A 23150-nucleotide genomic window follows, 5' to 3' on the forward strand; every position below is an offset into this window, starting at 1 on the left:
ACTCTGGGTACATGGCTTTTGCGGCAGAACACCCCATCGTCGCCCACTCCGAACACCGGCCCGTGGGCGAGATCGAACGCTCGGAGTCGAAGTTCGAGGTGGTCAGCGAACACACCCCGGCGGGCGACCAGCCGACGGCGATCGCCGACCTCGAACGTCGGCTGCAGGCGGGCGAGCGTGACATCGTCCTGCTCGGCGCCACCGGTACGGGTAAATCGGCGACCACCGCGTGGCTGATCGAGAAGGTCCAGCGGCCCACCCTGGTCATGGCGCCGAACAAGACGCTGGCCGCCCAGCTCGCCAACGAGCTGCGGGACATGTTGCCCAACAACGCGGTCGAGTACTTCGTCTCCTACTACGACTACTACCAGCCCGAGGCGTACATCGCGCAGACCGACACCTACATCGAGAAGGACTCCTCGATCAACGACGACGTGGAGCGGCTCCGGCACTCGGCGACGTCGAGCCTGCTGTCACGTCGCGACGTGGTGGTGGTGGCGTCGGTGTCGTGCATCTACGGTCTCGGCACCCCGCAGTCCTACCTCGACCGCTCGGTGCACCTCGACGTCGGCCAGGAGGTCGATCGCGATGCGCTGCTGCGGTTGCTGGTCGACGTGCAGTACACCCGCAACGACATGAGCTTCGTCCGCGGCAGTTTCCGCGTCCGGGGCGACACGGTCGAGATCATCCCGTCCTACGAGGAGCTGGCGGTCCGTATCGAGTTCTTCGGCGACGAGGTCGAGGCGCTGTACTACCTGCACCCGCTCACCGGCGACATCATCCGTCAGGTCGACACGCTGCGGATCTTCCCGGCCACGCACTACGTCGCCGGGCCCGAGCGCATGGAACGCGCCATGACCAGCATCGAGGAGGAACTCGAGGCCCGTCTGGCCGAACTCGAGGGCAAGGGCAAGCTCCTCGAGGCCCAGCGCCTGCGGATGCGGACCTCCTACGACCTGGAGATGATGCGACAGGTCGGGTTCTGCTCGGGCATCGAGAACTACTCCCGCCACATCGACGGTCGCGGACCGGGGACCGCCCCGGCGACTCTCATCGACTACTTCCCGGACGACTTCCTGATGGTCATCGACGAGTCCCACGTGACCGTGCCGCAGATCGGCGGCATGTACGAGGGCGACATGTCGCGTAAGCGCAACCTGGTCGATTTCGGTTTCCGGCTGCCGTCCGCGGTCGACAACCGACCGCTGACGTGGGACGAGTTCGTCGACCGCGTCGGTCAGACCGTCTACCTGTCGGCGACACCGGGCCCCTACGAACTCGGCCAGTCCAACGGCGAGTTCGTGGAGCAGGTCATCCGTCCGACCGGCCTGGTCGACCCGCAGGTGGTCGTCAAGCCCACCAAGGGACAGATCGACGACCTCGTCCACGAGATCAAGCTGCGCAGCGAGCGGGACGAACGTGTCCTGGTCACCACGCTGACGAAGAAGATGTCCGAGGACCTCACCGATTACCTGCTCGAACTCGGCATCCGCGTCCGCTACCTGCACTCCGAGGTCGACACCCTGCGTCGCGTCGAACTGCTGCGGCAGTTGCGCACCGGTGACTACGACGTCCTGGTCGGCATCAACCTCCTCCGTGAGGGTCTCGACCTGCCGGAGGTGTCGCTCGTCGCGATCCTCGACGCGGACAAGGAGGGGTTCCTGCGGAGCACCACCAGCCTCATCCAGACGATCGGGCGCGCGGCCCGCAACGTCTCCGGCGAGGTGCACATGTACGCCGACAAGATCACCGACTCGATGCGCAACGCGATCGACGAGACCGACCGTCGACGGGAGAAGCAGGTCGCCTACAACAAGGCCGCCGGTGTCGACCCGAAGCCGCTACGCAAGAAGATCGCCGACATCCTCGACCAGGTCTACAAGGAGGCCGAGGAGCAGGTGGAGATCGGTGGGTCCGGTCGCAACGCGAGCCGTGGTCGCCGGGCGCCCGGCGAGGGTGGCAAGTCGTTCAGCGCCGGTGTCATCGAGAAGCGCGACGTGTCGGCGATGCCGCGGGCCGAACTGGCCGATCTCATCGCCGCGCTGAGTGCGCAGATGATGAACGCGGCGCGCGACCTCCAGTTCGAGCTGGCGGGGCGTCTGCGCGACGAGATCTCGGACCTGAAGAAGGAACTGCGCGGAATGGACGCCGCAGGCATCCGGTGACACCCGGTGTGGCGATACCCACGATCGACGGACAAGAACGCATTTGTGCAACTATTGTCCCAGTTCAGTGGCGGCAATCGAAGCTGCGGTGTGACCCCTTGACACACGGTGTCCTCCATCGCAGTTGATCGTCGCCACAGCGTTGTCTGAGAAACTCGGGTGACGACGCCGTCGTGGGATCCCACGGTGGCACGAGGTCACCTAAACATGACGACGAAGTCGTCGACACAAACGGAGGAATGGATGAGCGCGTACCAGACAGTTGTCGTCGGAACGGACGGTTCGGAGTCGTCACTCAAGGCGGTCGAACGTGCCGGCGCCATCGCTGGGGACACCGCCAAACTGGTCATCGCCTGCGCGTTCTTCCCGCATGAGGGTCGCGACGTGAACTCGGTGTCCGACGTCCTCAAGGACGAGGCCTACCAGGTGCACGGGACGGCGCCCACCGACGAGATCCTGCGCACCGCGCGCGAGCGCGCCACTCGCGCCGGCGCCAACACCGCCAACGTGAACACCCGTCCCATCAAGGGTGCCCCCGTCGACGCGCTGCTGCAGCTCGTCGGCGACATGAAGGCCGACCTGCTGGTCGTCGGCAACAAGGGACTCAACTCGATCGCCGGACGTCTGCTGGGATCCGTCCCCGCCGATGTCGCCCGCAAGTCTGCCTGCGACGTCCTGATCGTCCACACGGTCTAGACCCTCGCGGGCACCCCCGCACGACACCCTCGCCGCGTTCGGCTCTCAGCCGAGCGCGGCGAGTGCGTTCGGCAGGTCCGCCGAATGAACCACGGTGAGCCGCTGTGTCGCCCGCGTCAGGGCCACGTAGAGGTCGTTGAGCCCCCGCGGTGACTGGTCGACGATCGACGCCGGCTCGACCACCACGGTCCGGTCGAACTCGAGCCCCTTGCACTGCGTCACGGTGAGCACCCGCACGCCGCCGGCGGCTCCACCGATCTCCTCCGCGCGGGCGGTCACCGCGGCGACCTCGGCATCCGGGGCGATGATGGCGGTGACACCGTCGTCGACCGCCCCCTGTCCGTCCCCGGTCGCCGCGGAGACCGCCGCGTCGGCCAACCGGTTCGGGGTCACCCGCACCGCGCGAGGGGGCACCTCGGAATGCCGGATCGAGGTGGGCGCGGATCGGCCGGGATCGATCTGGGCCAGGACATCCGCGGCGACCGACATGATCTCGGCCGGCGTCCGGTAGTTGACCGTCAGGTCGTGCTGTTGCCAGCGTCGGGCGACGTAGGGCTCGAGGACCGATCCCCACGATGTCGTGCCCGCGGGGTCCCCGGTCTGGGCGGTGTCGCCGATGATCGTCATCCACCGATTGGGGATGCGGCGCATGATCATCCGCCATCCCATCGCCGAGATCTCCTGCGCCTCGTCGACGATCACGTGCCCGAACGCCCAGGTGCGGTCACCGTGCGCACGCTCGGCGGTGGTCTGGCTGTGTCGTTGGGTCTGTCGCGCGGCCAGCTGTTCGGCGTCGATGAGGTCGTAGGCCATCAGGATCTCGGGGTCGAGCTCGTCCTCGAGATCCTGCGGGGCCGAACCGGTCAGGATGTCGAGTGCGTCCTGGGCGTCGGCCAACTGCTTACGCCACCGCGCCTGTTCGGAGCGTTCGTCGTCGGCGGTGTCGTAGCCGATGATCTCGGCCAGCTCGTCGAGCAGCGGGACGTCACTCTCGGTGAAGCCGCCCCGGGCGCCGGTGCTGCGGTGCAGCGCGTCGCGATCGGTGGCGCTCCAGCCGCGTGTCACCGTCCGGATGCGGGCGGTGTCGGAGAGGAAGTCGTGCAGCAACCGGTCAGGGGTGAGGTGCGGCCAGAAACGGGCCAGCGCCGTGAGGATGTCGGTGTCGGACTCCATCTCGTCACGGATGTCGGCGACGTCGCCCGCGCTGAGCAGCTGCGAACCGTCGATCGTGCTCGACCCGATCCGCCGCGCGTGCTGCTGTGCCAGTTCGTCGAGCGCGGCGCGCAGGAACAGCGGACGGGCCTGGTTGTGTGCGCGACGACTGGACCGCGCGCGGCCCCGGGCCCGCCGGACCAGGTCCCGGTCGATCTCGAGGGGATAGCCGTCGAATCGGACGGTCACCGTCTCCGAGGGGAGCGACTGCGTCTCGCGGACAGCGTTCTTGAGGACCTCGATCATCCGCAGATCGCCCTTGACCGCGGCACCGGTTCGATCGTCGACCCGCGTGGCCACGACGCCGGGATAGAGCGCCCCGACCGTCGACAACAGGACACCGGTCTCACCGAGCGAGGGGAGCACCTGCCCGATGTAGCGCAGGAAGTCGTCATTGGGTCCGATGATCAGGACGCCGCTGCGAGAGAGGGTGTCGCGGTGTGTGTAGAGCAGATAGGCGGCGCGGTGCAGGGCCACGGCGGTCTTGCCGGTCCCCGGGCCGCCCTGCACGACGGTCACGCCACGGTGGGTGGACCGGATGATCAGGTCCTGCTCGCGCTGGATGGTCTCGACGATGTCGACCATCTCGCCGGTGCGTGCGGCGTTGAGCGCACCGATCAGCGCGGCCTCGTTGACGACGTCGCCGCGCGAGGCGGCGTCGATGTCACCGGCGTCGAGGCGCTCGTCGTTGACCGCCGTCACCCGACGGTTGCGCGTCCGGATGTGACGACGCACCGCGACGGAGTCCGGAGCGGCGGGGGTGGCGAGGTAGAACGGCCGCGACAGCGGTGCACGCCAGTCGAGCAGCAGCGTCGAGTCGTTCTTGTCGTCGTCGAGGATGCCGATGCGACCGATGGTGCGCGTCTCACCGTCGTCGAGATCGAGTCGCCCGAAGTAGAGGTTGTGTTCGGCCGCATCGTATTTGGTGAGATCGTCGTGGTACATGCGCTCGTACGACTCACGTTCGGAGCGGGCCTGGGGGGTTCCGCCGGACTCGCGGAGCGCGGTCTGCAGGCGGTTTCCGGTCGATCGCCGCATGCGATCGAGACGTGCGTAGATGACGTCGAGATGGGATTGCTCGGCCGAGATGGGGGAATCGGACTCATCGTTGCGACCGGTGTCGTCCCGGTCGGGCAGGGGGGCGGTCTCCCGCGTCCGGGTCATGGGTGGATCAGGAGCCTTCCATGGGGGATACGACGTCCGTGGCGGGCGTGCTCGACGCCCGCCACGGACCTCGTGGGACTACTTGACGTTGCTGATCGCAGCCTGCACGGCCTGCTTGACCGCAGCCTTCTGGGCGCGCTTCTGCGCACGCTTGGAGAGCTTCTGGCCCCGGGCCTCGGCAGTCGACGCCCAGTCCGCTGCACGGCTGCGGGCGGTGTCGGCGAGCTCGGGCGCGCGGTCCTTGGCGGTGTCGGCGAACTCGAGGCTCCGCTCACGGGCTTGCTCGAGGAACTCCGCACCACGCTTCTGCGCCTCGTCGGCGAAGACGGACCCGCGCTTGGAGGCCTTGCCGGCCAGCTTGGATCCGCGATCGGCCGCGGTGTCGGCGTAGTCGGCGCCGCGGTCGCGGGCCGTCTCGGCGAGCTCGAGGCCACGCTCGCGTGCGGTGTCGGCGAGCTCCGAGCCCCGCTTGGCTGCGAGGTCGGCGATCTCCGACCCACGCTTGCGGGCCTTCTTGGCTGCCTTGTTGCCTTCCTTGCGGGCGACCTTGCGTGCCTTCTCGGCGCGCTTGCGAGCGACCTTGGCGGCCTTCTCGCCCAGCTCGGACCCGCGTTCGGCGGCGGCCTCGGCGTACGGGGTCGCCTTGTCCTTGGCGACCTCGGCCAGCTTCGAACCGCGCTCGACGGCGGCCTCGGCCAGCGGGGTGGCCCGTTCCTTGGCTGCCTCGAGGACGACCGGTCCGCGGTCCTTGGCGATCTCGGCGACCTGGCTCGCACGGTCGGCCGCGGCCGAACGCAGGTGCTCGAAGGTGTCGCTGCTGCTGTCGCCGCCGAACGGCAGTGCCGCGCTGACGGCGTCCGAGGCGTGCTCGACCGCCTTGCGCGACCGCCACGCCACCGAGGGCTTGCCCTCGGTGTCGACCGCGGTGATGAGCAGGCCGCCGAGCAGGCTCAGGTTCTTGAGGAACTGGGTCTGGTGGTACTGCCGCTCCTGCGGATCGGTCTTGGTCCAGAAGTCATGCCCGGCAAGCGTTGTCGGGACAATCGAGCCGGCGAGACCCAGAGCGGCGAAGCGCGGGAACTTCCCGGTGGCGAGCAGGACGCCGCCACCGAGCTGGATCGCCCCGTTGATACGGACCAATGTGACGGTGTCGGACGGGATGGGTTCGACCACCTCGTCGGGAAGGACCTCTTGTGCCTTCTTGACGAACGGCTGCGCGGTTTCGGCAAGCTGCTCGGGGTTTCGCAAAGCATTGATGCCCGATGCGACGAACACGCTCGCGAGCATCGGGCGGGCAATTCGGCGGATCAACACTGATGGCCTCCTCGGGTCATTGACCCTGCCGTCGTCGGGGACGACGACGGTGTGTCACAGGGCCGCTCCGAGGTTACCGGCTGACCCCGGCGGGTGTGGACGGCGCGGCGGCGTTCACCAACCGCGTTCGCGCCATTGCCCCAGCTGGGGACGTTCGGTACCGATGGTCGTGTCCAGACCGTGACCGGGATAGACGATCGTGTCGTCGTCGAAGCGGTCGAACAGCTTGGTGCTGACGTCGTCGAGCAGGATCTCGAAGTCACCCGGCTGCCAGGTCTTGCCGACGCCGCCGGGGAAGAGGCTGTCGCCGGTGAACAGGTGGGTCCGCTCGCCGTCGGACATCGCCAGCGCGATCGACCCGGGGGTGTGGCCGACGAGATGGATCGCGGAGAACCGCAACGCACCGATCTCGATGGTGTCGCCGTCGTCGATCAGGCGGTCGGTGCCCACCGGGATCTCCGGTGCGTCGATCCGGCCCGCGGCGGTCGGCACGCCCGTCGCCTCGCGCACCGCGGCCAGGGCCTGCCAGTGGTCGAAGTGCTGATGGGTCGTGAAGATCAGTCTCGGCGTCCCGGGGAGGGCCTCGACGAGACCCAGGATGTCGTCGGCGTCGTTGGCGGCGTCGATGAGGAGTTGGTCACCCGTCTCGGTGCAGGTCACCACGTAGACGTTGTTGTCCATCGGCCCCACCGACATCTTGGTGATCGTCGCTCCCGACACCGATCGGCGCTGCGCACCGTCGGTTTCGGACAGGTCGCCGGTGTAGGTGTCGGTCACGGTGATCTCGGGTGCGCTCATGGGGCCAACGCTACCGGCCGGCCGGTGCCCGTCGACCGGCTCGGAATCAGAGTGTCGGTGGGCGGACTTACGATGGAGGCAGCCCGCGGTGCGCTGTCGAGTCCGTCCGCTGCCGAGTCCGTCGCAGTGACCGGGCCCGACACCACCCACCCGTCGCGAGCGCCGTCGCCGGCGAGTACACCGACACCAACCGTCAACCATCGCGTCGTCGCCGACGCGGAGTGAGGACAACTGTGGCAGACCGCCTGATCGTGCGTGGAGCTCGGGAACACAACCTGCGTGGAATCGACGTCGACCTGCCACGGGAGAGCCTGATCGTCTTCACCGGCCTGTCCGGCTCTGGCAAGTCGAGCCTCGCGTTCGACACGATCTTCGCCGAGGGGCAGCGTCGCTATGTCGAGTCGCTGTCGGCCTACGCGCGCCAGTTCCTCGGTCAGATGGACAAGCCCGACGTCGACTTCATCGAGGGCCTCTCGCCGGCGGTGTCGATCGACCAGAAGTCGACCAACCGCAATCCGCGCTCGACCGTGGGGACGATCACCGAGGTCTACGACTACCTCCGTCTGCTCTACGCCCGCGCGGGCAAGGCGCACTGCCCCGAGTGTGGATCGGCCATCGCCAAGCAGACCCCGCAGCAGATCGTCGACCAGGTGTTGACGATGGAGGAGGGCATCCGGTTCCAGGTCCTCGCGCCGGTCGTCCGCACGCGCAAGGGTGAGTTCGTCGACCTCTTCGCGTCCCTGCAGACGCAGGGCTTCTCGCGTGCGCGGGTCGACGGGGTGGTCCACTCGTTGGCCACGCCGCCCACCCTGAAGAAGCAGGAGAAGCACGACATCGAGGTCGTCGTCGACCGTCTCGCGGTCAAGCACACGGCCAAGCAACGCCTCACCGACTCGGTCGAGACCGCACTGCGCCTGGCCGACGGCGTGATCGTCCTCGACTTCGTCGACCTCGAGGAGAACGACCCCGAGCGGGAGCGCCGCTTCTCCGAGCGGATGGCCTGCCCGAACGGGCACCCCATCGCCATCGACGACCTCGAGCCGCGCTCGTTCTCGTTCAACTCGCCGTACGGCGCCTGCCCCGACTGCGACGGACTCGGCATCCGCAAGGAGGTCGACGAGGACCTCGTGGTGCCCGACCCCGAGCTGTCGTTGGCCGACGGCGCGATCGCCCCGTGGTCGACCGGGCACAACGCCGACTACTTCCTGCGCCTGCTGTCCGGTCTGGCCGACCAGATGGGGTTCTCCGTCGACACCCCGTGGAACCGTCTGCCGGTCAAGATCCGTCGCGCCATCCTCAACGGCAGCGACCACCAGGTCCACGTGAAGTTCCGCAACCGCTACGGCCGCACCCGCTCGTACTACACCGAGTTCGAGGGCGTGATGTCGTTCCTGCACCGGCGGATGGAGCAGACCGACTCCGAGCAGATGAAGGACCGCTACGAGGGCTACATGCGCGACATCCCGTGCCCGGTCTGCTCGGGTGCCCGGCTGCGTCCGGAGATCCTCGCGGTCACCCTGGACCACCCGCGGTTCGGCGAGAAGTCGATCGCCGAGGTCTGCGCGCTGTCGGTGGCCGAATGCGCCGACTACCTCTCCGACCTGACCCTGGGCGCCCGGGAGGCGGCGATCGCCGGCCGCGTGCTCAAGGAGGTCCAGGCGCGGATCACCTTCCTGCTCGACGTCGGTCTGGAGTACCTGTCGTTGTCCCGCGCGGCCGGTTCGCTGTCCGGTGGCGAGGCGCAACGCATCCGCCTGGCCACCCAGATCGGGTCGGGACTCGCGGGGGTCCTCTACGTCCTCGACGAGCCGTCCATCGGCCTGCACCAGCGCGACAACCGCCGTCTGATCGACACACTGACCCGGCTACGGAACCTGGGCAACACCCTGATCGTCGTCGAGCACGACGAGGACACCATCCGCTCCGCCGACTGGATCGTCGACATCGGACCACGCGCGGGCGAGCACGGCGGCCGGGTCGTCCACAGCGGCAGCTACGAGGGTCTGCTGGCCAACGAGGAGTCGCTGACCGGGGCGTACCTGTCCGGTCGGGAGAGCCTGCCGATCCCGGAGATCCGGCGGCCGATCGACCGCAAACGCCAGCTCACCGTCGTCGGGGCCCGGGAGCACAACCTGCAGGGAATCGACGTGTCGTTCCCGCTCGGAGTGCTCACTGCGGTCACCGGGGTGTCCGGATCGGGGAAGTCGACCCTGGTCAACGACATCCTCGCGACCACGATGGCCAACAAGCTCAACGGTGCCCGGCAGGTGCCCGGGCGACACACCCGCATCACCGGCCTCGACCACCTCGACAAGCTCGTCCAGGTCGACCAGTCGCCGATCGGTCGCACCCCGCGGTCGAACCCGGCCACCTACACCGGCGTCTTCGACAAGATCCGCACGCTGTTCGCGGCCACCACCGAGGCCAAGGTCCGCGGTTACCAGCCCGGCCGGTTCAGCTTCAACGTCAAGGGCGGTCGGTGCGAGGCGTGCACCGGTGAGGGCACGATCAAGATCGAGATGAACTTCCTGCCCGACGTCTACGTCCCGTGCGAGGTCTGCCACGGCGCCCGGTACAACCGCGAGACCCTCGAGGTGCACTACAAGGGCAAGACCATCTCCGAGGTGCTCGACATGCCGATCGACGAGGCGGCCGACTTCTTCGAGCCGGTCACCTCGATCCACCGCTACCTCAAGACACTGGTGGAGGTCGGACTCGGCTACGTGCGTCTCGGTCAGCCGGCGCCGACACTCTCCGGTGGTGAGGCGCAGCGCGTGAAGCTGTCCGCCGAGCTGCAGAAGCGGTCGACCGGACGCACCGTCTACGTTCTCGACGAGCCGACCACGGGTCTGCACTTCGAGGACATCCGCAAGCTGCTGCTCGTCATCAACGGCCTGGTCGACAAAGGCAACTCGGTCATCGTGATCGAGCACAACCTCGACGTCATCAAGACCGCCGACTGGGTCATCGACATGGGCCCCGAGGGCGGCTCCGGTGGTGGCCGGGTCGTGGCCGAGGGGACACCCGAGGACATCGCGGCGGTGCCGGAGAGCCACACCGGTGGCTTCCTGAAGGAGATCGTCAGCCCGACGACGGCACGCGCGGCGAAGAAGACCGCGGCCAAGAAGACGCCGGCGAAGAAGGCCGCCCCCAAGAAGGTGACGGCGTCATCGCGCAACGGCGCCGCGAAGTCGAAGGCCTCGGTCGGCTAGACCCGGGTCAGTGCACCGGCCCGGTGAGTTTCTCGCCCGGACCGGCGCCGGGTGCGTCCGGGATGCTGCTGGCCTCGCGGAACGCGAGTTGCAGGCTCTTGAGGCCGTCGCGTATCGGCGCGGCGTGCAGGCCCAGATCGGGCAGTGCCGCCGTCACCAACCCGGCGAGCGCGGTGATCAGACTGCGCGCCTCGTCGAGGTCGACGTCGGCGCCGTCCTCGGCCAGGCCCAACTTCTCGGCGGCCGAGCTCATGAGCATCACGATGGACTTGGTGATGACCTCGACGGCGGGGACATCGGCGAGATCGCGAATCGGCAGGTCGGCGTTTTCCGCGTCGACGTCCGGATCTGCGGAATGTGGATTTTCCGTCATGACTGTTAGACTTCCATGTCAGACCGCCCCGGTGAGAGCTGGGGTTTGCAAGTGGAGTTCCGCTCCCACCGCTCGACACCCGGCCTCGCCGGGAAGTTGTGTGGTCCGGTCGCTCGATCGAGATCCCTCTGCCGAGGAATACCGGTCGGGTGCCTCCCGTTGGAGGTGGCATGCACGCAGGCGTTGCGCCTGTCGCGTGTCGACCGGTCAGTAGCGGGCCCCGTCGATGTTCTCATCGCGAGGGCCCTTTCTGCTGACCAGGGTGTTTCCTCCGCGTGCATCGGTCATCGTCGGTTCCTCACGGGACCGTGCGAGGCGCGAACCCGTGGCGCGAGCCGCGGCACCCATTGGCATTAACGAGGAGGCCCCATCAGCACAGAGACCCGCATCAACGAGCGCATCCGCGTCCCCGAGGTCCGACTCGTCGGTCCGAATTCGGAGCAGGTGGGCATCGTGCGTGTTGAAGACGCTTTGCGATTGGCCATCGAGGCCGATCTTGACCTGGTGGAAGTGGCGCCCAACGCCCGTCCGCCGGTGTGCAAGATCATGGATTACGGCAAGTTCAAGTACGAGGCGGCCCAGAAGCTGCGTGAGTCTCGTCGTAACCAGCAGATGACGGTCATCAAGGAGCAGAAGCTCCGGCCGAAGATCGACGACCACGACTACGAGACCAAGAAGGGCCATGTGATCCGCTTCCTGGAAGCCGGATCCAAGGTCAAGGTGACCATCATGTTCCGCGGACGCGAGCAGTCGCGACCCGAACTCGGTTACCGCCTGCTGCAGCGCCTCGGCGCAGACGTGGGTGAATTCGGTTTCGTCGAGACATCGGCCAAGCAGGACGGCCGCAACATGACGATGGTCCTGGCCCCGCACAAGGGCGCCAAGACCCGGGCGAAGGTGGCCGAGGCACGGCAGCCGGGGACGTCGGCACCCGCCGCGGACTCCGCACCGGCCGAGTAGTCATCGCTCGTCGGTGACCCGGGGATTCCCGGTCGCCACCAGCACATGCGTGCGCACGTCGAAGGGCATGCGCGCGGCAGCATCGAGCACAGAGGAAGTACAGACATGCCGAAGGCAAAGACGCACAAGGGAACCGCGAAGCGATTCAAGGTGACCGGCAGCGGCAAGATCGTCCGTCAGAAGGCGAACCGTCGCCACCTGATGGAGCACAAGCCCACCAAGCGCACCCGTCGTCTCGACGGAACCGCCGTGGTCGCCGACGTCGATGCCCCGCGCATCAAGCGGCTCCTGAACATCTGAGCCAGCGCTCACCCAATCGTTCCACCTGATCGCCTGAGCGCGGTCTCGACATAGTTAGAGGTAATCCACGTGGCACGCGTGAAACGGGCAGTGAACGCCCAAAAGAAGCGTCGTTCGGTCCTGGAGGCATCCAAGGGCTACCGCGGGCAGCGCTCGCGGCTCTACCGCAAGGCCAAGGAGCAGCAGCTCCACTCGCTGAACTACGCGTACCGCGATCGCCGCGCCCGCAAGGGTGAGTTCCGCAAGCTCTGGATCTCGCGTATCAACGCCGCGGCCCGGGCGAACGACATCACATACAACCGCTTCATCCAGGGTCTGAAGATCGCCGAGCTCGAGGTCGATCGCAAGATCCTCGCCGAGATCGCCGTCAGCGATCCCGAGGCCTTCGCCGGCCTGGTCGCGATCGCGAAGAAGTCGTTGCCCGACGACGTCAACGCGCCCGCAGCCTGATCGACGCTCGATCTGCACACAGACGACCCGCTGTGGACGCCGCTCTCACCGAGCGATCCACGCGGGTCGTTTCGTTTGCCAAACTGCACCGCGCCGGTGAACGTCGGGACCGGCGCGAGTTCCTCGTCGAGGGGGCCAACTCGGTGCGAGCGGCCCTCGACTCGAACGTCGCCCGCACCCTGCTGGTCCGCGAGGACGAACAAAGCAGACACACCATGATCCTGGACGACGCACGGGCATCGGGGGTCGAGATCCTGACCGTGACGGCGCGCGCGGCGGACAAGATGGCCGACACGTCCACCAGCCCCGGCATCTTCGCCGTCTGCGATCTGCTCGACGCATCGCTCGAGCAGATCATCGATGCCGCCGACGCCAGGGCGACCATCGCGGTCGGCGTCGACATCGCCGACCCCGGCAACGCGGGCACACTCATCCGTACGGCGGACGCCATGGGATGCGCCGGTGTGGTCCTCGTGGGTGCGGCCGCAGTCGATCCGCACAACGGGAAAGCCGTGCGCGCCAGCGCGGGCAGCGTCTTCCACATCCCCGTCGCCCGCCGAGCCGACGCGGTCGAGGTCATCGGCGTGCTCCGGTCGGCCGGTTTCGCCGTGCTCGCGACCGCAGCCGACGGTGAGCTGTCGCTCGACGACGCCGACACCGTTCTGTCGGGGCGGGCGACGTGGCTCTTCGGCAACGAGGCGCACGGGTTGTCCGACGAGGTACTGGCCACCGCCGATCACCGGGTGTCGATTCCGATCCGCGGACGAGCCGAGAGCCTGAACATCGCGGCCGCGGCCGCGATGTGTCTGTACTCGAGCGCCCGTGCCCAGCACTCGGGCCCACGCGCTCGATAGTCGAGCGGACAATAAAGGGTTCGCGTGACCACGTACCCTCATCACGAGGTCAGAACCGATCACCGTCCGAGAGAAGAGGAGCTGGGTTCGTCGTGAGCAGCGATACGTCAGAGGCCACCGAGCACGCACTGGACACCGCGGCCGATGCGGCCGTCGCTGCGTTCGCCGCCGCGGGTGATCTGGCGCAGCTCGCCCAGGCGAAGACCGACCATCTCGGCGACCGATCCGCGATCGCCCTCGCGCGCCGCGCGCTCGGCGAACTGCCGAAGAACGAACGCGCCGAGGCGGGTAAGCGGGTCAACGTGGTGCGCACCCGCGCCCAGCAGGCCTACGACGACCGCGTCGTCGTGCTCACCGCCGAACGCGACGCCGCCGTCCTCGCCGAGGAGGCGATCGACGTGACGTTGCCGAGCGCCCGCCGTCCGGTGGGTGCGCGCCACCCGATCACGGTCATCGGCGAGCAGGTCGCCGACGTGTTCATCGCCATGGGGTGGGAGATCGCCGAGGGGCCCGAGGTCGAGACCGAACAGTTCAACTTCGATGCGCTCAACTTCCTGCCCGACCACCCCGCGCGGTCGATGCAGGACACGTTCTACATCGCCCCCGAGGGTTCCCGCCAGGTGCTGCGCACGCACACCTCGCCCGTGCAGGTCCGGTCGATGTTGACGCGCGATCTGCCGATCTACGTCGCCTGCCCGGGTCGGACGTTCCGCACCGATGAGCTGGACTCCACCCACACCCCGGTGTTCCACCAGGTGGAGGGGCTCGCGGTGGACAAGGGTCTGACGATGGCGAACCTGCGCGGCACCCTGGAGATCCTCGCCAAGGCGATCTTCGGGCCCGACACCACCACTCGCATGCGCCCGAACTTCTTCCCGTTCACCGAGCCGTCCGCCGAGGTGGACGTGTGGTTCCCGGCCAAGAAGGGCGGCGCCGGATGGGTGGAATGGGGCGGCTGCGGCATGGTCAACCCGAATGTGTTGCGGGCAGCCGGGATCGACCCTGAGGTGTACTCGGGGTACGCGTTCGGGATGGGTCTCGAACGGACCCTGCAGTTCCGCAACGACCTGCCCGACATGCGCGACATGGTCGAGGGTGATGTCCGGTTCACCCTGCCGTTCGGCCCGGCGATCTGACGTCGTTCCCCGTCTCCGGTCCTTCGATCTCGAAAGTAGTTGAGCCACAGTGCGCGTTCCCCAGTCCTGGTTGACCGAATCCCTGAAGCGCGGGGCGGCGGACTTCGCCGCCACGACCGCCGAGATCGATGCCGGCTTCGTGCGGGTCGGGTTCGAGATCGAGGACGTCGAGGATTTCCCGACCATCACCGGTCCGCTGGTCGTCGGTCGGGTCGCCGAGATCACCGAGCTCACCGAGTTCAAGAAGCCCATCCGGTTCTGTCAGGTCGATGTCGGTGAGGATGCACCGCGCGGGATCGTCTGCGGCGCACGCAACTTCGCAGAGGGCGATCTGATCGTCGCTGCTCTTCCCGGCAGCGTCCTGCCGGGCGACTTCGCGATCGCGTCCCGGAAGACCTACGGACACACCTCCGACGGGATGATCTGCTCGGTCTCCGAACTGGGCATCGGCACCGACCACTCCGGGATCCTGGTGTTGGCTCCGGGCACCGCGGCGCCCGGTACCGACGCACTCGACGCCCTCGGACTGTCTGACAGCGCCATCGACGTGAACGTGACACCCGACCGCGGGTACGCCTTCTCCGTGCGCGGACTGGCCCGTGAGCTCGCGGCAAGCTTCGAACTGCCCTACGTCGATCCCGCGGGACCGGAGGCCCGGGCGGCCACCACCCGCGCGGCGTCGGACGACGCGTGGCCGGTACGTGTCGATCCCGCGTCCGGCGCCACGCGGTACTGCGCGCAGGTCGTCCGCGGGGTGGACCCGACGGCGGTGTCGCCGTGGTGGATCCAGAAGCGTCTGCTGGTCGCAGGCGTACGGCCGATCTCCGCGGCCGTCGACGTGACCAACTACGTGATGCTCGAACTCGGGCAGCCGTTGCATGCGTTCGATCGCGCCCGGGTGACCGGCACGATCGTGGTCCGCCGCGCGAACGCGGGGGAGAAGTTGACGACCCTCGACGGGGTGGAGCGTGCCCTCGACCCGGACGACGTCGTCGTCGCCGACGACGGCGGTCCGATCGCCTTGGCCGGTGTGATGGGCGGTGCGGAGAGCGAGATCTCCTCGGCGACGGTCGACATCATCCTGGAGGCGGCGAACTTCGACCCTGTGTCGGCGTTCCGGACCGGTCGACGCCACCGGTTGTCGAGCGAGGCGGGCAAACGCTTCGAGCGGACGGTCGACCCGGAGATCACCGCGCTCGCGCTGGCGCGGGCCGCCGACCTGATCACCGAGATCGCCGGGGGAGCGGCCGATCCCGGCTTCACCGACACCGCGCTGCCGGTTGCGCCGGTGACGGTGACGATTGCTCCCGACCTCCCGGATCGAGTCGCGGGCGTCACCTATGCGCCCGGGACCACCGTGCGCCGTCTCGAGCAGGTCGGCGCCACGGTGAGCGAGGGCGCCGACGGTGTCCTGTCGGTCGTCCCGCCGTCGTGGCGGTCGGATCTGCGGCAGTCGGCCGACCTGGTCGAGGAGGTGTTGCGACTCGAGGGCCTGGAGAACATCCCCGCGATCCCGCCGAACGCCCCCGCGGGCACCGGGCTCACGCGAGAGCAGATCCGCCGTCGCAGTGTCGGGCGCGCCCTGGCGATGTCGGGGTTCGTCGAGGTGTTGCCGTTCCCGTTCATGCCCGCCGACGTGCTCGACCTGTGGGACATCCCGGCCGACGACCCGCGTCGCGCGACGGTGCGGGTGCTCAACCCGCTGGAGTCCACGCGTGGTGAGCTCAACACGACGTTGCTCCCCGGACTCGTCGAGATGACGGTCCGCAACATCACGCGCGGACAGCGCGACGTGGCGCTCTACACGATCGGGCAGGTCGTGATCGCCGACGACACCGTGCACCCGGTCGCCACCGTCGACGTCACCCGCCGGCCGTCCCCGGACGAGATCGCCGATCTCATGGGGTCACTGCCGCGCCAGCCGTTGCGGGCCGCGGTCGTGCTCGCCGGTGCCCGTGAGCCCGCCGGTCCCTGGGGACCGGGCCGTCCGGTCGACGCGTCGGACGCATTCGACGCCGCCCGCGTGATCGGCCGTGCCTCGGGGGTCGAGCTGAGCATGGTTGCCGCCGAACAGGTTCCGTGGCATCCCGGTCGTTGTGCGCGGGTCGTCGCCGACGACGGTGCGGGTGGGACGATCGACGTCGGGTGGGCGGGCGAACTGCACCCCGCGCTCATCGACAAGGCCGGACTGCCGCCGCGCACCTGCGCGGTGGAACTCGACCTCGACCTGCTGCCGATCTCGTCGGCGCTGCCCGCGCCCCAGCTGTCGCTGTTCCCGGCGGTGCTGCAGGACGTCGCTGTCGTCGTCGACCGGGCGGTGCCCGCCGCGGACGTGCAGCGGGCGCTGACCGACGGTGCGGGTGCGTTGCTAGAGGACATCCGGCTCTACGACGTGTTCACCGGCCCCCAACTCGGTGACGAGGTGAAGTCCCTGACGTTCGCGCTGCGGTTCCGGGCCACCGATCGCACGCTCACCGAGGACGACGCGTCGCAGGCCCGGCTCGCGGCGGTCGACCGCGCCGCCTCCGAGCTCGGCGCACGCCTGCGCTGACCGTCGGCCGACCGGGGTCACCACCCGGTTGTGAATTGTTTTGCGGTGGTCTGCATAATGAATCACATGAGTATGTCGATTGCGGTGGCCGGGGCGAGCGGGTACGCGGGTGGCGAGATCCTGCGTCTGCTCCTGGGCCACCCTCGGGTGGTCTCCGGTGAGGTGCGCATCGGGTCGTTGACCGCAGGCGGCAATGCCGGCACGGCGCTGGGCGAGCACCAGCCGCATCTGTTCCCGCTGGCCGACCGGGTGCTCGAGGAGACCTCCGCCGACGTGCTCGCAGGGCACGACGTGGTGTTCCTGGCGCTGCCGCACGGGACGTCGGGACCGATCGCCGACGCCCTGCCGCCTGCCACCCTCGTCATCGACTGCGGCGCGGACTTCCGACTCTCCGACGCGCAGGAGTGGACCCGGTTCTACGGCACCCCGCATGCCGGTCACTGGCCCTACGGCCTGCCGGAGATCCCGGGCAACCGTGAGGTCTTGTCCGGGGCGAGCCGGATCGCCGTGCCCGGGTGCTACCCGACGGTGTCGATCCTGTCGCTGCTCCCCGCGGTCGCGGCGCAGGCGGTCGAGTCGGCGATCACCGTCGTGGCCGTGAGCGGCACCTCGGGCGCAGGCCGGTCGACACGAGTGGATCTGCTCGCCTCCGAGGTCATCGGCTCCGCCCGGGCCTACGGCGTCGGCGGGGCCCACCGCCACAACCCCGAGATCGTCCAGGCCCTGTCCGCGGCGGCCGACCAGCCGGTGAGCGTGTCGTTCACGCCCGTCCTCGCGCCCATGGCCCGGGGGATCCTGGCCACCTGCACCGCGCGCACGTCGCTGAGCCAGGCGGAGATGCGGGCGGTCTACGAGAAGGCCTACGGCGACGAGCCGTTCGTCCACCTGCTGCCCGAGGGCCAACTACCGACCACCGGATCCGTGATCGGGTCGAACTCGATGGCGTTGTCGGTGACGGTCGACGAGCGGTCGAGCACGCTCGTCGCCATCGGCGCCATCGACAACCTCACCAAGGGAACCGGCGGCGGCGCCGTGCAATCGATGAACCTGGCCATGGGATTCGGCGAGTCCGAGGGCCTCACGACGGTGGGAGTCGCACCATGAGCACCGAACAGGACGAGACCCAGACCGAGTCGTCGGTGGTCACCCGCGGGCAGGGGGTGACGGCGCCGCTCGGCTTCCGCGCGGCCGGGATGGCCGCCGGGATCAAGGTCTCCGGTCGGCCCGACCTCGCGCTGGTGTTCAACGAGGGACCGGAATATGCAGCCGCGGGCGTCTTCACCCGGAACAAGGTCAAGGCCGCCCCGGTCCTCTGGTCTCAACAGGTACTGACCACCGGCAGCCTGCGCGCGGTCATCCTCAACTCCGGCGGCGCCAACGCCTGCACGGGACCGGCCGGCTTTCAGGACACCCATGCGACCGCGGAGGCCGTCGCCGCCGCCCTGAGCAACTGGGGCACCTCCACCGGCGCCGTCGAGGTCGCCGTGTGCTCCACCGGGCTGATCGGCGACCGGTTGCCCATGGACCGCGTGCTGGCCGGCGTCACCGCGATCGTGCAGGACATGGCAGGCGGTCTGTCCGGCGGCACCGACGCCGCCCACGCGATCATGACCACCGACACCGTCCCCAAGCAGGTGGCCGTGCACCACCGGGGCGGATGGAACGTCGGCGGGATGGCCAAGGGGGCGGGCATGCTCGCCCCGTCGCTGGCGACGATGCTCGTGGTGATCACCACCGACGCGAAGGTCGAAGCGCCGGAACTGGACTCGGCCCTACGGGCGGCCACCGCGCGCACCTTCGACCGGCTCGACGTCGACGGGTCGTGCTCCACCAACGACACCGTCCTGCTGCTGAGCTCCGGAGCCAGCGACGTCACACCCGATCCCGACGAGTTCGCCGCCGCGGTGCTCGCCGCGTGCGACGACCTCTCGGCACAGCTGCAGGCCGACGCCGAGGGTGTCACCAAGCGCATCCTGGTGACGGTCACCGGCGCACGAACCGAGGACGATGCGGTCGTCGCCGCACGGGTGGTCGCCCGCGACAGCCTCGTCAAGACCGCGCTGTTCGGTTCCGATCCCAACTGGGGACGTGTGCTCGCCGCGGTCGGCATGGCCCCGGTCGAGCTCGACCCGGACGCCATCTCCGTGGAGTTCAACGGTAGTGCCGTGTGCCGCAACGGGTGTGGCGTCGAGGGGGCCCGCGAGGTCGACCTGGCCGGCACCGACATCGAGGTGACGATCGATCTGGGCGTGGGTGACGCGCAGGCCGGCATCCGCACCACCGACCTGTCGCACGCCTACGTCGAAGAGAACTCGGCGTACTCCTCATGACGCCCGGCACCATCACCTCTGATCTCACCGCGCTGGACAAGGCGCACGTGCTCACCGAGGCCTTGCCCTGGCTGCAGCGGTTCGCGGGCAAGGTGATCGTCGTCAAGTACGGCGGCAACGCCATGATCGACGACGAACTCAAGGCGGCCTTCGCCACCGACATGGTCTTCCTCCGCACCTGCGGTATCCATCCCGTGGTCGTCCACGGTGGCGGCCCACAGATCTCGGCCATGCTCACGCGCCTGGGTCTCGTCGGCGAGTTCCGCGGCGGCTACCGGGTCACGACACCGGAGGTCATGGACATCGTCCGCATGGTCCTGTTCGGCCAGGTCGGCCGTGAGCTCGTCGGGCTGATCAACGCCCACGGCCCGCACGCGGTCGGGATCTCCGGCGAGGACGCCCACCTGTTCACCGCGACGCGGCGCACCGTGGCCGTCGACGGTGTCCAGACCGACATCGGTCTCGTCGGCGACGTCACCACCGTCAACCCCGGCGCGGTCACCGACCTCATCGCCGCCGGTCGCATCCCGGTGGTGTCCTCGATCGCCCCCGACGCCGACGGCGTGGTGCACAACATCAACGCCGACACCGCGGCCGCGGCTCTCGCGGAGTCGCTCGGCGCCGAGAAGCTGGTGATGCTCACCGACGTCGAGGGCCTCTACACCGATTGGCCCGACCGCGGCTCGCTCACCTCCCGCATCGACACCGACACCCTCGACACCCTGCTGCCGCAGCTGGACTCGGGCATGGTGCCGAAGATGGAGGCATGCCTGCGGGCGGTGCGCGGCGGCGTCCCCCGCGCGCACGTGATCGACGGCCGCGTCCCGCACTCGATGCTCCTGGAACTGTTCACCGAGGACGGTGTCGGAACCATGGTCGTCCCGACCGCCGCCCCCGACCCCGCCCCCGAGACGAAGGCGATCTGATGACCGCACCGATGCAGGACCGGTGGTCCTCGGCGCTGATGGACAACTACGGCACCCCGAAGATCGCGCTGCGCAGCGGGCGCGGCGCGGTGGTGACCGACGAGAACGGCGTCGACTACCTCGATCTCCTCGGCGGGATCGCCGTCAACTCGCTCGGCCACGCCCATCCCGCGGTCATCGAGGCGGTCACCCGTCAGATGCAGACGTTGGGTCACACGTCGAACCTCTACATCAACGAGCCCGCCGTGGCGCTGGCCGAGGGACTGCTCCAACGGCTCGGCACACCGGGTCGGGCGTTCTTCTGCAACTCCGGCGCCGAGGCCAACGAGGCCGCGTTCAAGATCGCGCGGCGGACCGGTCGGCCGCAGATCGTGGCCGCCGAGAACGGTTTCCACGGTCGCACCATGGGCGCGTTGGCCATGACCGGGCAGCCCGGCAAGCGAGCCCCGTTCGAGCCGATGCCCGCCGGGGTGTCGTTCGTGCCCTACGGCGACATCGACGCCCTCGACGCCGCCATCACCGATCAGACGGCTGCGGTCATCCTCGAACCCATCCAGGGCGAGGGCGGCGTGATCGTGCCGCCTGCCGGTTATCTGGCCGCCGCACGGCGACTCACCAGCGAACGGGGCGCTCTGCTGATCCTGGACGAGGTGCAGACGGGTATCGGCCGCACCGGGACGTTCTACGCCCACCAGGCCGTCGGCATCGTGCCGGACGTGATGACCCTGGCCAAGGGGCTCGGTGGCGGGCTGCCGATCGGCGCCTGCGTCGCCACCGGACCCGCCGCGGACCTGCTCTCCCCGGGACAGCACGGGACCACGTTCGGCGGCAACCCCATCTGCGCTGCCGCCGCGCTCGCCGTGCTGGCCGAGATCGACTCCGCGGGCCTCCTCGACCACGTCGCCTCGGTGGGCAAGTCGATCGCCACCGGCGTCGAGGCACTCGGACACCCGCTGGTGTCGCACGTCCGGGGATCGGGGCTGCTGCTGGGAGTCGTTCTGAGCGCACCGATCTCGGCAGCGGTCGAGACCGCTGCACGTTCGGCCGGCTACCTGATCAACGCCCCGGCCGCCGACGTGCTCCGGCTGGCGCCGCCGCTGGTCCTCACCGAGGACCAGGCGAACGCATTCGTCGCCGACCTCCCGTCGATCCTCGACACCGCCCGCGACGCGACGAAGGAGGCGTCATGACCCTTCGTCACTTCCTGCGCGACGACGATCTGACCCCCGAGGAGCAGGCGCAGGTTCTCGCGCTGGCCGCGGAGGTCAAGCGCTCGCCGTTCTCGCACCGTCCGCTCGAGGGACCGCACGGGGTCGGGGTCATCTTCGACAAGAACTCCACGCGCACACGGTTCTCCTTCGAGGTGGGCATCGCCCAACTCGGCGGGCACGCGGTCATCGTCGACGGCCAGAACACCCAGATGGGTCGCGACGAGACCCTCGAGGACACCGGACGGGTGCTGTCACGGTTCGTCAAGGCGATCGTGTGGCGCACCTATGGACAGGACCGGCTCGAGGCCATCGCCTCGACCGCCACCGTGCCGGTGGTCAACGCCCTGTCCACCGAGTTCCACCCGTGCCAGGTGCTCGCCGACCTGCAGACCATCGTCGAACACAAGGGGCGCACCCAGGGGCTGTCGATGACCTACCTCGGTGACGGGGCCAACAACATGGCCCACTCGCTGATGATCGGCGGCGTCACGGCCGGGATGAACGTCACCGTCAGCGCGCCGGAGGGCTTCACCCCCGCCGACTGGGCCCTCGACGCGGCACGGGCCCGCGCCGCGCAGACCGGGGCCCGCGTGACGGTCGAGTCCGACCCCATCGCCGCGGTCACCGGTGCCGACGTCGTCGTCACCGACTCGTGGACGTCGATGGGCGACGAGAACGACGGTCGTGACCGGGTGGCACCGTTCCGCCCCTATCAGGTCAACGACGAATTGCTCGCCGTCGCCGACCCTGAGGCGATCGTGCTGCACTGTCTGCCCGCCCACCGCGGGGAGGAGATCACCGATGCGGTCATCGACGGCCCGCGCAGTGTGGTGTTCGACGAGGCGGAGAACCGACTGCACGCCCAGAAGGCGTTGCTCATCTGGCTTCTGGAGCGGGCGTGAACGTCCCGCGACCGGATCGGGGCTCCGAACCCGACGCCCACGCAACGGTCAGTCGACTGTCGCCGACCCGCGCGGGGCGACACGCGCAGATCGTCCACCTGCTCGCCGAACACCAGGTGCGCAGCCAGGGGGAGTTGCAGTCACTGCTCGCGCAGGTGGGCATCGACGCCACCCAGGCGACGCTGTCGCGCGACCTCGACGAACTCGGTGCGGTCAAGCTCCGGGCGGCCGATGGTGGTGCCGGGGTCTACATGGTCCCCGAGGACGGCTCGCCGGTGCGCGGGGTGTCCGGGGGCACCGACCGGCTGTCCCGGATGCTGACCGAACTGTTGGTCTCGACCGACCACAGCGGGAACATGGCCGTGCTGCGCACCCCGCCGGGTGCGGCGCACTATTTGGCCAGCGCACTCGATCGTGCGAGCCTGCCTCAGGTGGTCGGCACGATCGCGGGCGACGACACGATCTTCGTGATCGCGCGGGAGACGATGTCCGGGGCCGATCTGGCCCGGATGATCGAGGACCTCGCGTGACCGACGGAACAGATACACCCGGTCGACACACGACCGGCCGAGAAATTTCACTGTCAACGACAAGCA

20 protein-coding genes are annotated in these 23150 nt (G+C 68.8%); 16 read left to right on the forward strand and 4 right to left on the reverse strand.

From position 1 onward, the window contains the following. Positions 1 to 11 precede the first annotated feature (11 nt). A complete protein-coding gene (gene uvrB / locus IEV93_RS13795; RefSeq protein ID WP_188490232.1) occupies positions 12 to 2165 on the forward strand; it encodes an excinuclease ABC subunit UvrB in 2154 nt (717 codons plus the stop codon). Positions 2166 to 2408: 243 nt separating this feature from the next. Further along, positions 2409 to 2861, forward strand: a complete 453-nt coding sequence (locus IEV93_RS13800) for a universal stress protein (RefSeq protein WP_188490233.1) — start codon at positions 2409 to 2411, stop codon at positions 2859 to 2861. A 45-nt stretch (positions 2862 to 2906) separates the two neighbouring features. Here the strand turns inward: IEV93_RS13800 and IEV93_RS13805 are convergent, their stop codons facing one another. The 3 genes from IEV93_RS13805 to IEV93_RS13815 form a co-directional block, all read right to left on the reverse strand. After that, a complete protein-coding gene (locus IEV93_RS13805) occupies positions 2907 to 5237 on the reverse strand; it encodes a HelD family protein (protein WP_188490234.1) in 2331 nt (776 codons plus the stop codon). A 78-nt stretch (positions 5238 to 5315) separates the two neighbouring features. Next, entirely contained in the window at positions 5316 to 6551 is a 1236-nt protein-coding gene (locus IEV93_RS13810; protein WP_188490235.1) for a DoxX family protein, read from the reverse strand. 114 nt (positions 6552 to 6665) lie between these two features. Then, the gene (locus IEV93_RS13815; RefSeq protein WP_188490236.1) at positions 6666 to 7349 is read right to left on the reverse strand and encodes an MBL fold metallo-hydrolase; all 684 of its coding nucleotides are present in this window, start codon (positions 7347 to 7349) and stop codon (positions 6666 to 6668) included. Positions 7350 to 7421: 72 nt separating this feature from the next. On the opposite strand from IEV93_RS13815, the gene IEV93_RS13820 reads away from it, so the two are divergent. After that, a complete protein-coding gene (locus IEV93_RS13820; RefSeq protein WP_188490237.1) occupies positions 7422 to 7574 on the forward strand; it encodes a hypothetical protein in 153 nt (50 codons plus the stop codon). Positions 7575 to 7582: 8 nt separating this feature from the next. Beyond that, positions 7583 to 10561 (forward strand): excinuclease ABC subunit UvrA, encoded by a 2979-nt coding sequence (gene uvrA, locus IEV93_RS13825; RefSeq protein ID WP_188490238.1) that lies wholly within the window; start codon positions 7583 to 7585, stop codon positions 10559 to 10561. 7 nt (positions 10562 to 10568) lie between these two features. On the opposite strand, the gene IEV93_RS13830 is transcribed toward uvrA, so the two are convergent. After that, a complete protein-coding gene (locus IEV93_RS13830; RefSeq protein WP_188490239.1) occupies positions 10569 to 10934 on the reverse strand; it encodes a DUF1844 domain-containing protein in 366 nt (121 codons plus the stop codon). A 369-nt stretch (positions 10935 to 11303) separates the two neighbouring features. On the opposite strand from IEV93_RS13830, the gene infC reads away from it, so the two are divergent. The 12 genes from infC (at position 11304) to IEV93_RS13890 (ending at position 23084) form a co-directional block, all read left to right on the forward strand. Next, complete coding sequence (infC, locus tag IEV93_RS13835) at positions 11304 to 11894, forward strand: translation initiation factor IF-3 (RefSeq protein WP_188490605.1); 591 nt, start codon at positions 11304 to 11306, stop codon at positions 11892 to 11894. 105 nt (positions 11895 to 11999) lie between these two features. Then, complete coding sequence (gene rpmI, locus IEV93_RS13840; RefSeq protein WP_188490240.1) at positions 12000 to 12194, forward strand: 50S ribosomal protein L35; 195 nt, start codon at positions 12000 to 12002, stop codon at positions 12192 to 12194. 69 nt (positions 12195 to 12263) lie between these two features. Then, positions 12264 to 12644 (forward strand): 50S ribosomal protein L20, encoded by a 381-nt coding sequence (rplT, locus tag IEV93_RS13845; protein ID WP_188490241.1) that lies wholly within the window; start codon positions 12264 to 12266, stop codon positions 12642 to 12644. 32 nt (positions 12645 to 12676) lie between these two features. Further along, positions 12677 to 13498, forward strand: a complete 822-nt coding sequence (locus IEV93_RS13850; protein WP_188490242.1) for a TrmH family RNA methyltransferase — start codon at positions 12677 to 12679, stop codon at positions 13496 to 13498. A gap of 92 nt (positions 13499 to 13590) precedes the next feature. Then, entirely contained in the window at positions 13591 to 14634 is a 1044-nt protein-coding gene (pheS, locus tag IEV93_RS13855) for a phenylalanine--tRNA ligase subunit alpha (RefSeq protein WP_188490243.1), read from the forward strand. Between the two features lie 49 nt (positions 14635 to 14683). Next, entirely contained in the window at positions 14684 to 17185 is a 2502-nt protein-coding gene (pheT, locus tag IEV93_RS13860; RefSeq protein WP_188490244.1) for a phenylalanine--tRNA ligase subunit beta, read from the forward strand. A gap of 66 nt (positions 17186 to 17251) precedes the next feature. Further along, entirely contained in the window at positions 17252 to 18289 is a 1038-nt protein-coding gene (argC, locus tag IEV93_RS13865) for an N-acetyl-gamma-glutamyl-phosphate reductase (RefSeq protein ID WP_188490245.1), read from the forward strand. After that, positions 18286 to 19515, forward strand: a complete 1230-nt coding sequence (argJ, locus tag IEV93_RS13870; protein WP_188490246.1) for a bifunctional glutamate N-acetyltransferase/amino-acid acetyltransferase ArgJ — start codon at positions 18286 to 18288, stop codon at positions 19513 to 19515. The genes argC and argJ overlap by 4 nt, the downstream gene beginning before the upstream one ends. Beyond that, positions 19512 to 20441 (forward strand): acetylglutamate kinase, encoded by a 930-nt coding sequence (gene argB, locus IEV93_RS13875; RefSeq protein WP_188490247.1) that lies wholly within the window; start codon positions 19512 to 19514, stop codon positions 20439 to 20441. Before argJ ends, argB begins: the two co-directional genes overlap by 4 nt. Continuing rightward, positions 20441 to 21631 (forward strand): acetylornithine transaminase, encoded by a 1191-nt coding sequence (locus tag IEV93_RS13880; protein WP_188490248.1) that lies wholly within the window; start codon positions 20441 to 20443, stop codon positions 21629 to 21631. Before argB ends, IEV93_RS13880 begins: the two co-directional genes overlap by 1 nt. Next, complete coding sequence (gene argF, locus IEV93_RS13885) at positions 21628 to 22554, forward strand: ornithine carbamoyltransferase (protein WP_188490249.1); 927 nt, start codon at positions 21628 to 21630, stop codon at positions 22552 to 22554. Before IEV93_RS13880 ends, argF begins: the two co-directional genes overlap by 4 nt. A gap of 56 nt (positions 22555 to 22610) precedes the next feature. After that, positions 22611 to 23084, forward strand: a complete 474-nt coding sequence (locus IEV93_RS13890) for an arginine repressor (RefSeq protein ID WP_229705184.1) — start codon at positions 22611 to 22613, stop codon at positions 23082 to 23084. The last annotated feature ends 66 nt before the right edge of the window (positions 23085 to 23150 follow it).

Origin of the sequence: Williamsia phyllosphaerae (assembly GCF_014635305.1) — a bacterium.
GTDB classification, from domain to species: Bacteria; Actinomycetota; Actinomycetes; order Mycobacteriales; family Mycobacteriaceae; genus Williamsia_A; species Williamsia_A phyllosphaerae.

Excerpts from the sequence above, each read along its gene's own strand:
- IEV93_RS13815 (WP_188490236.1), bottom strand. The coding sequence starts at position 7,349 with ATGAGCGCACCCGAGATCACCGTGACCGACACCTACACCGGCGACCTG.
- argB (WP_188490247.1), top strand. The coding sequence starts at position 19,512 with ATGACGCCCGGCACCATCACCTCTGATCTCACCGCGCTGGACAAGGCG.
- IEV93_RS13805 (WP_188490234.1), bottom strand. The coding sequence starts at position 5,237 with ATGACCCGGACGCGGGAGACCGCCCCCCTGCCCGACCGGGACGACACC.
- IEV93_RS13800 (WP_188490233.1), top strand. The coding sequence starts at position 2,409 with ATGAGCGCGTACCAGACAGTTGTCGTCGGAACGGACGGTTCGGAGTCG.
- uvrB (WP_188490232.1), top strand. The coding sequence starts at position 12 with ATGGCTTTTGCGGCAGAACACCCCATCGTCGCCCACTCCGAACACCGG.
- argJ (WP_188490246.1), top strand. The coding sequence starts at position 18,286 with ATGAGCACCGAACAGGACGAGACCCAGACCGAGTCGTCGGTGGTCACC.
- IEV93_RS13830 (WP_188490239.1), bottom strand. The coding sequence starts at position 10,934 with ATGACGGAAAATCCACATTCCGCAGATCCGGACGTCGACGCGGAAAAC.
- rpmI (WP_188490240.1), top strand. The coding sequence starts at position 12,000 with ATGCCGAAGGCAAAGACGCACAAGGGAACCGCGAAGCGATTCAAGGTG.
- IEV93_RS13820 (WP_188490237.1), top strand. The coding sequence starts at position 7,422 with ATGGAGGCAGCCCGCGGTGCGCTGTCGAGTCCGTCCGCTGCCGAGTCC.
- argC (WP_188490245.1), top strand. The coding sequence starts at position 17,252 with ATGAGTATGTCGATTGCGGTGGCCGGGGCGAGCGGGTACGCGGGTGGC.
- IEV93_RS13880 (WP_188490248.1), top strand. The coding sequence starts at position 20,441 with ATGACCGCACCGATGCAGGACCGGTGGTCCTCGGCGCTGATGGACAAC.
- argF (WP_188490249.1), top strand. The coding sequence starts at position 21,628 with ATGACCCTTCGTCACTTCCTGCGCGACGACGATCTGACCCCCGAGGAG.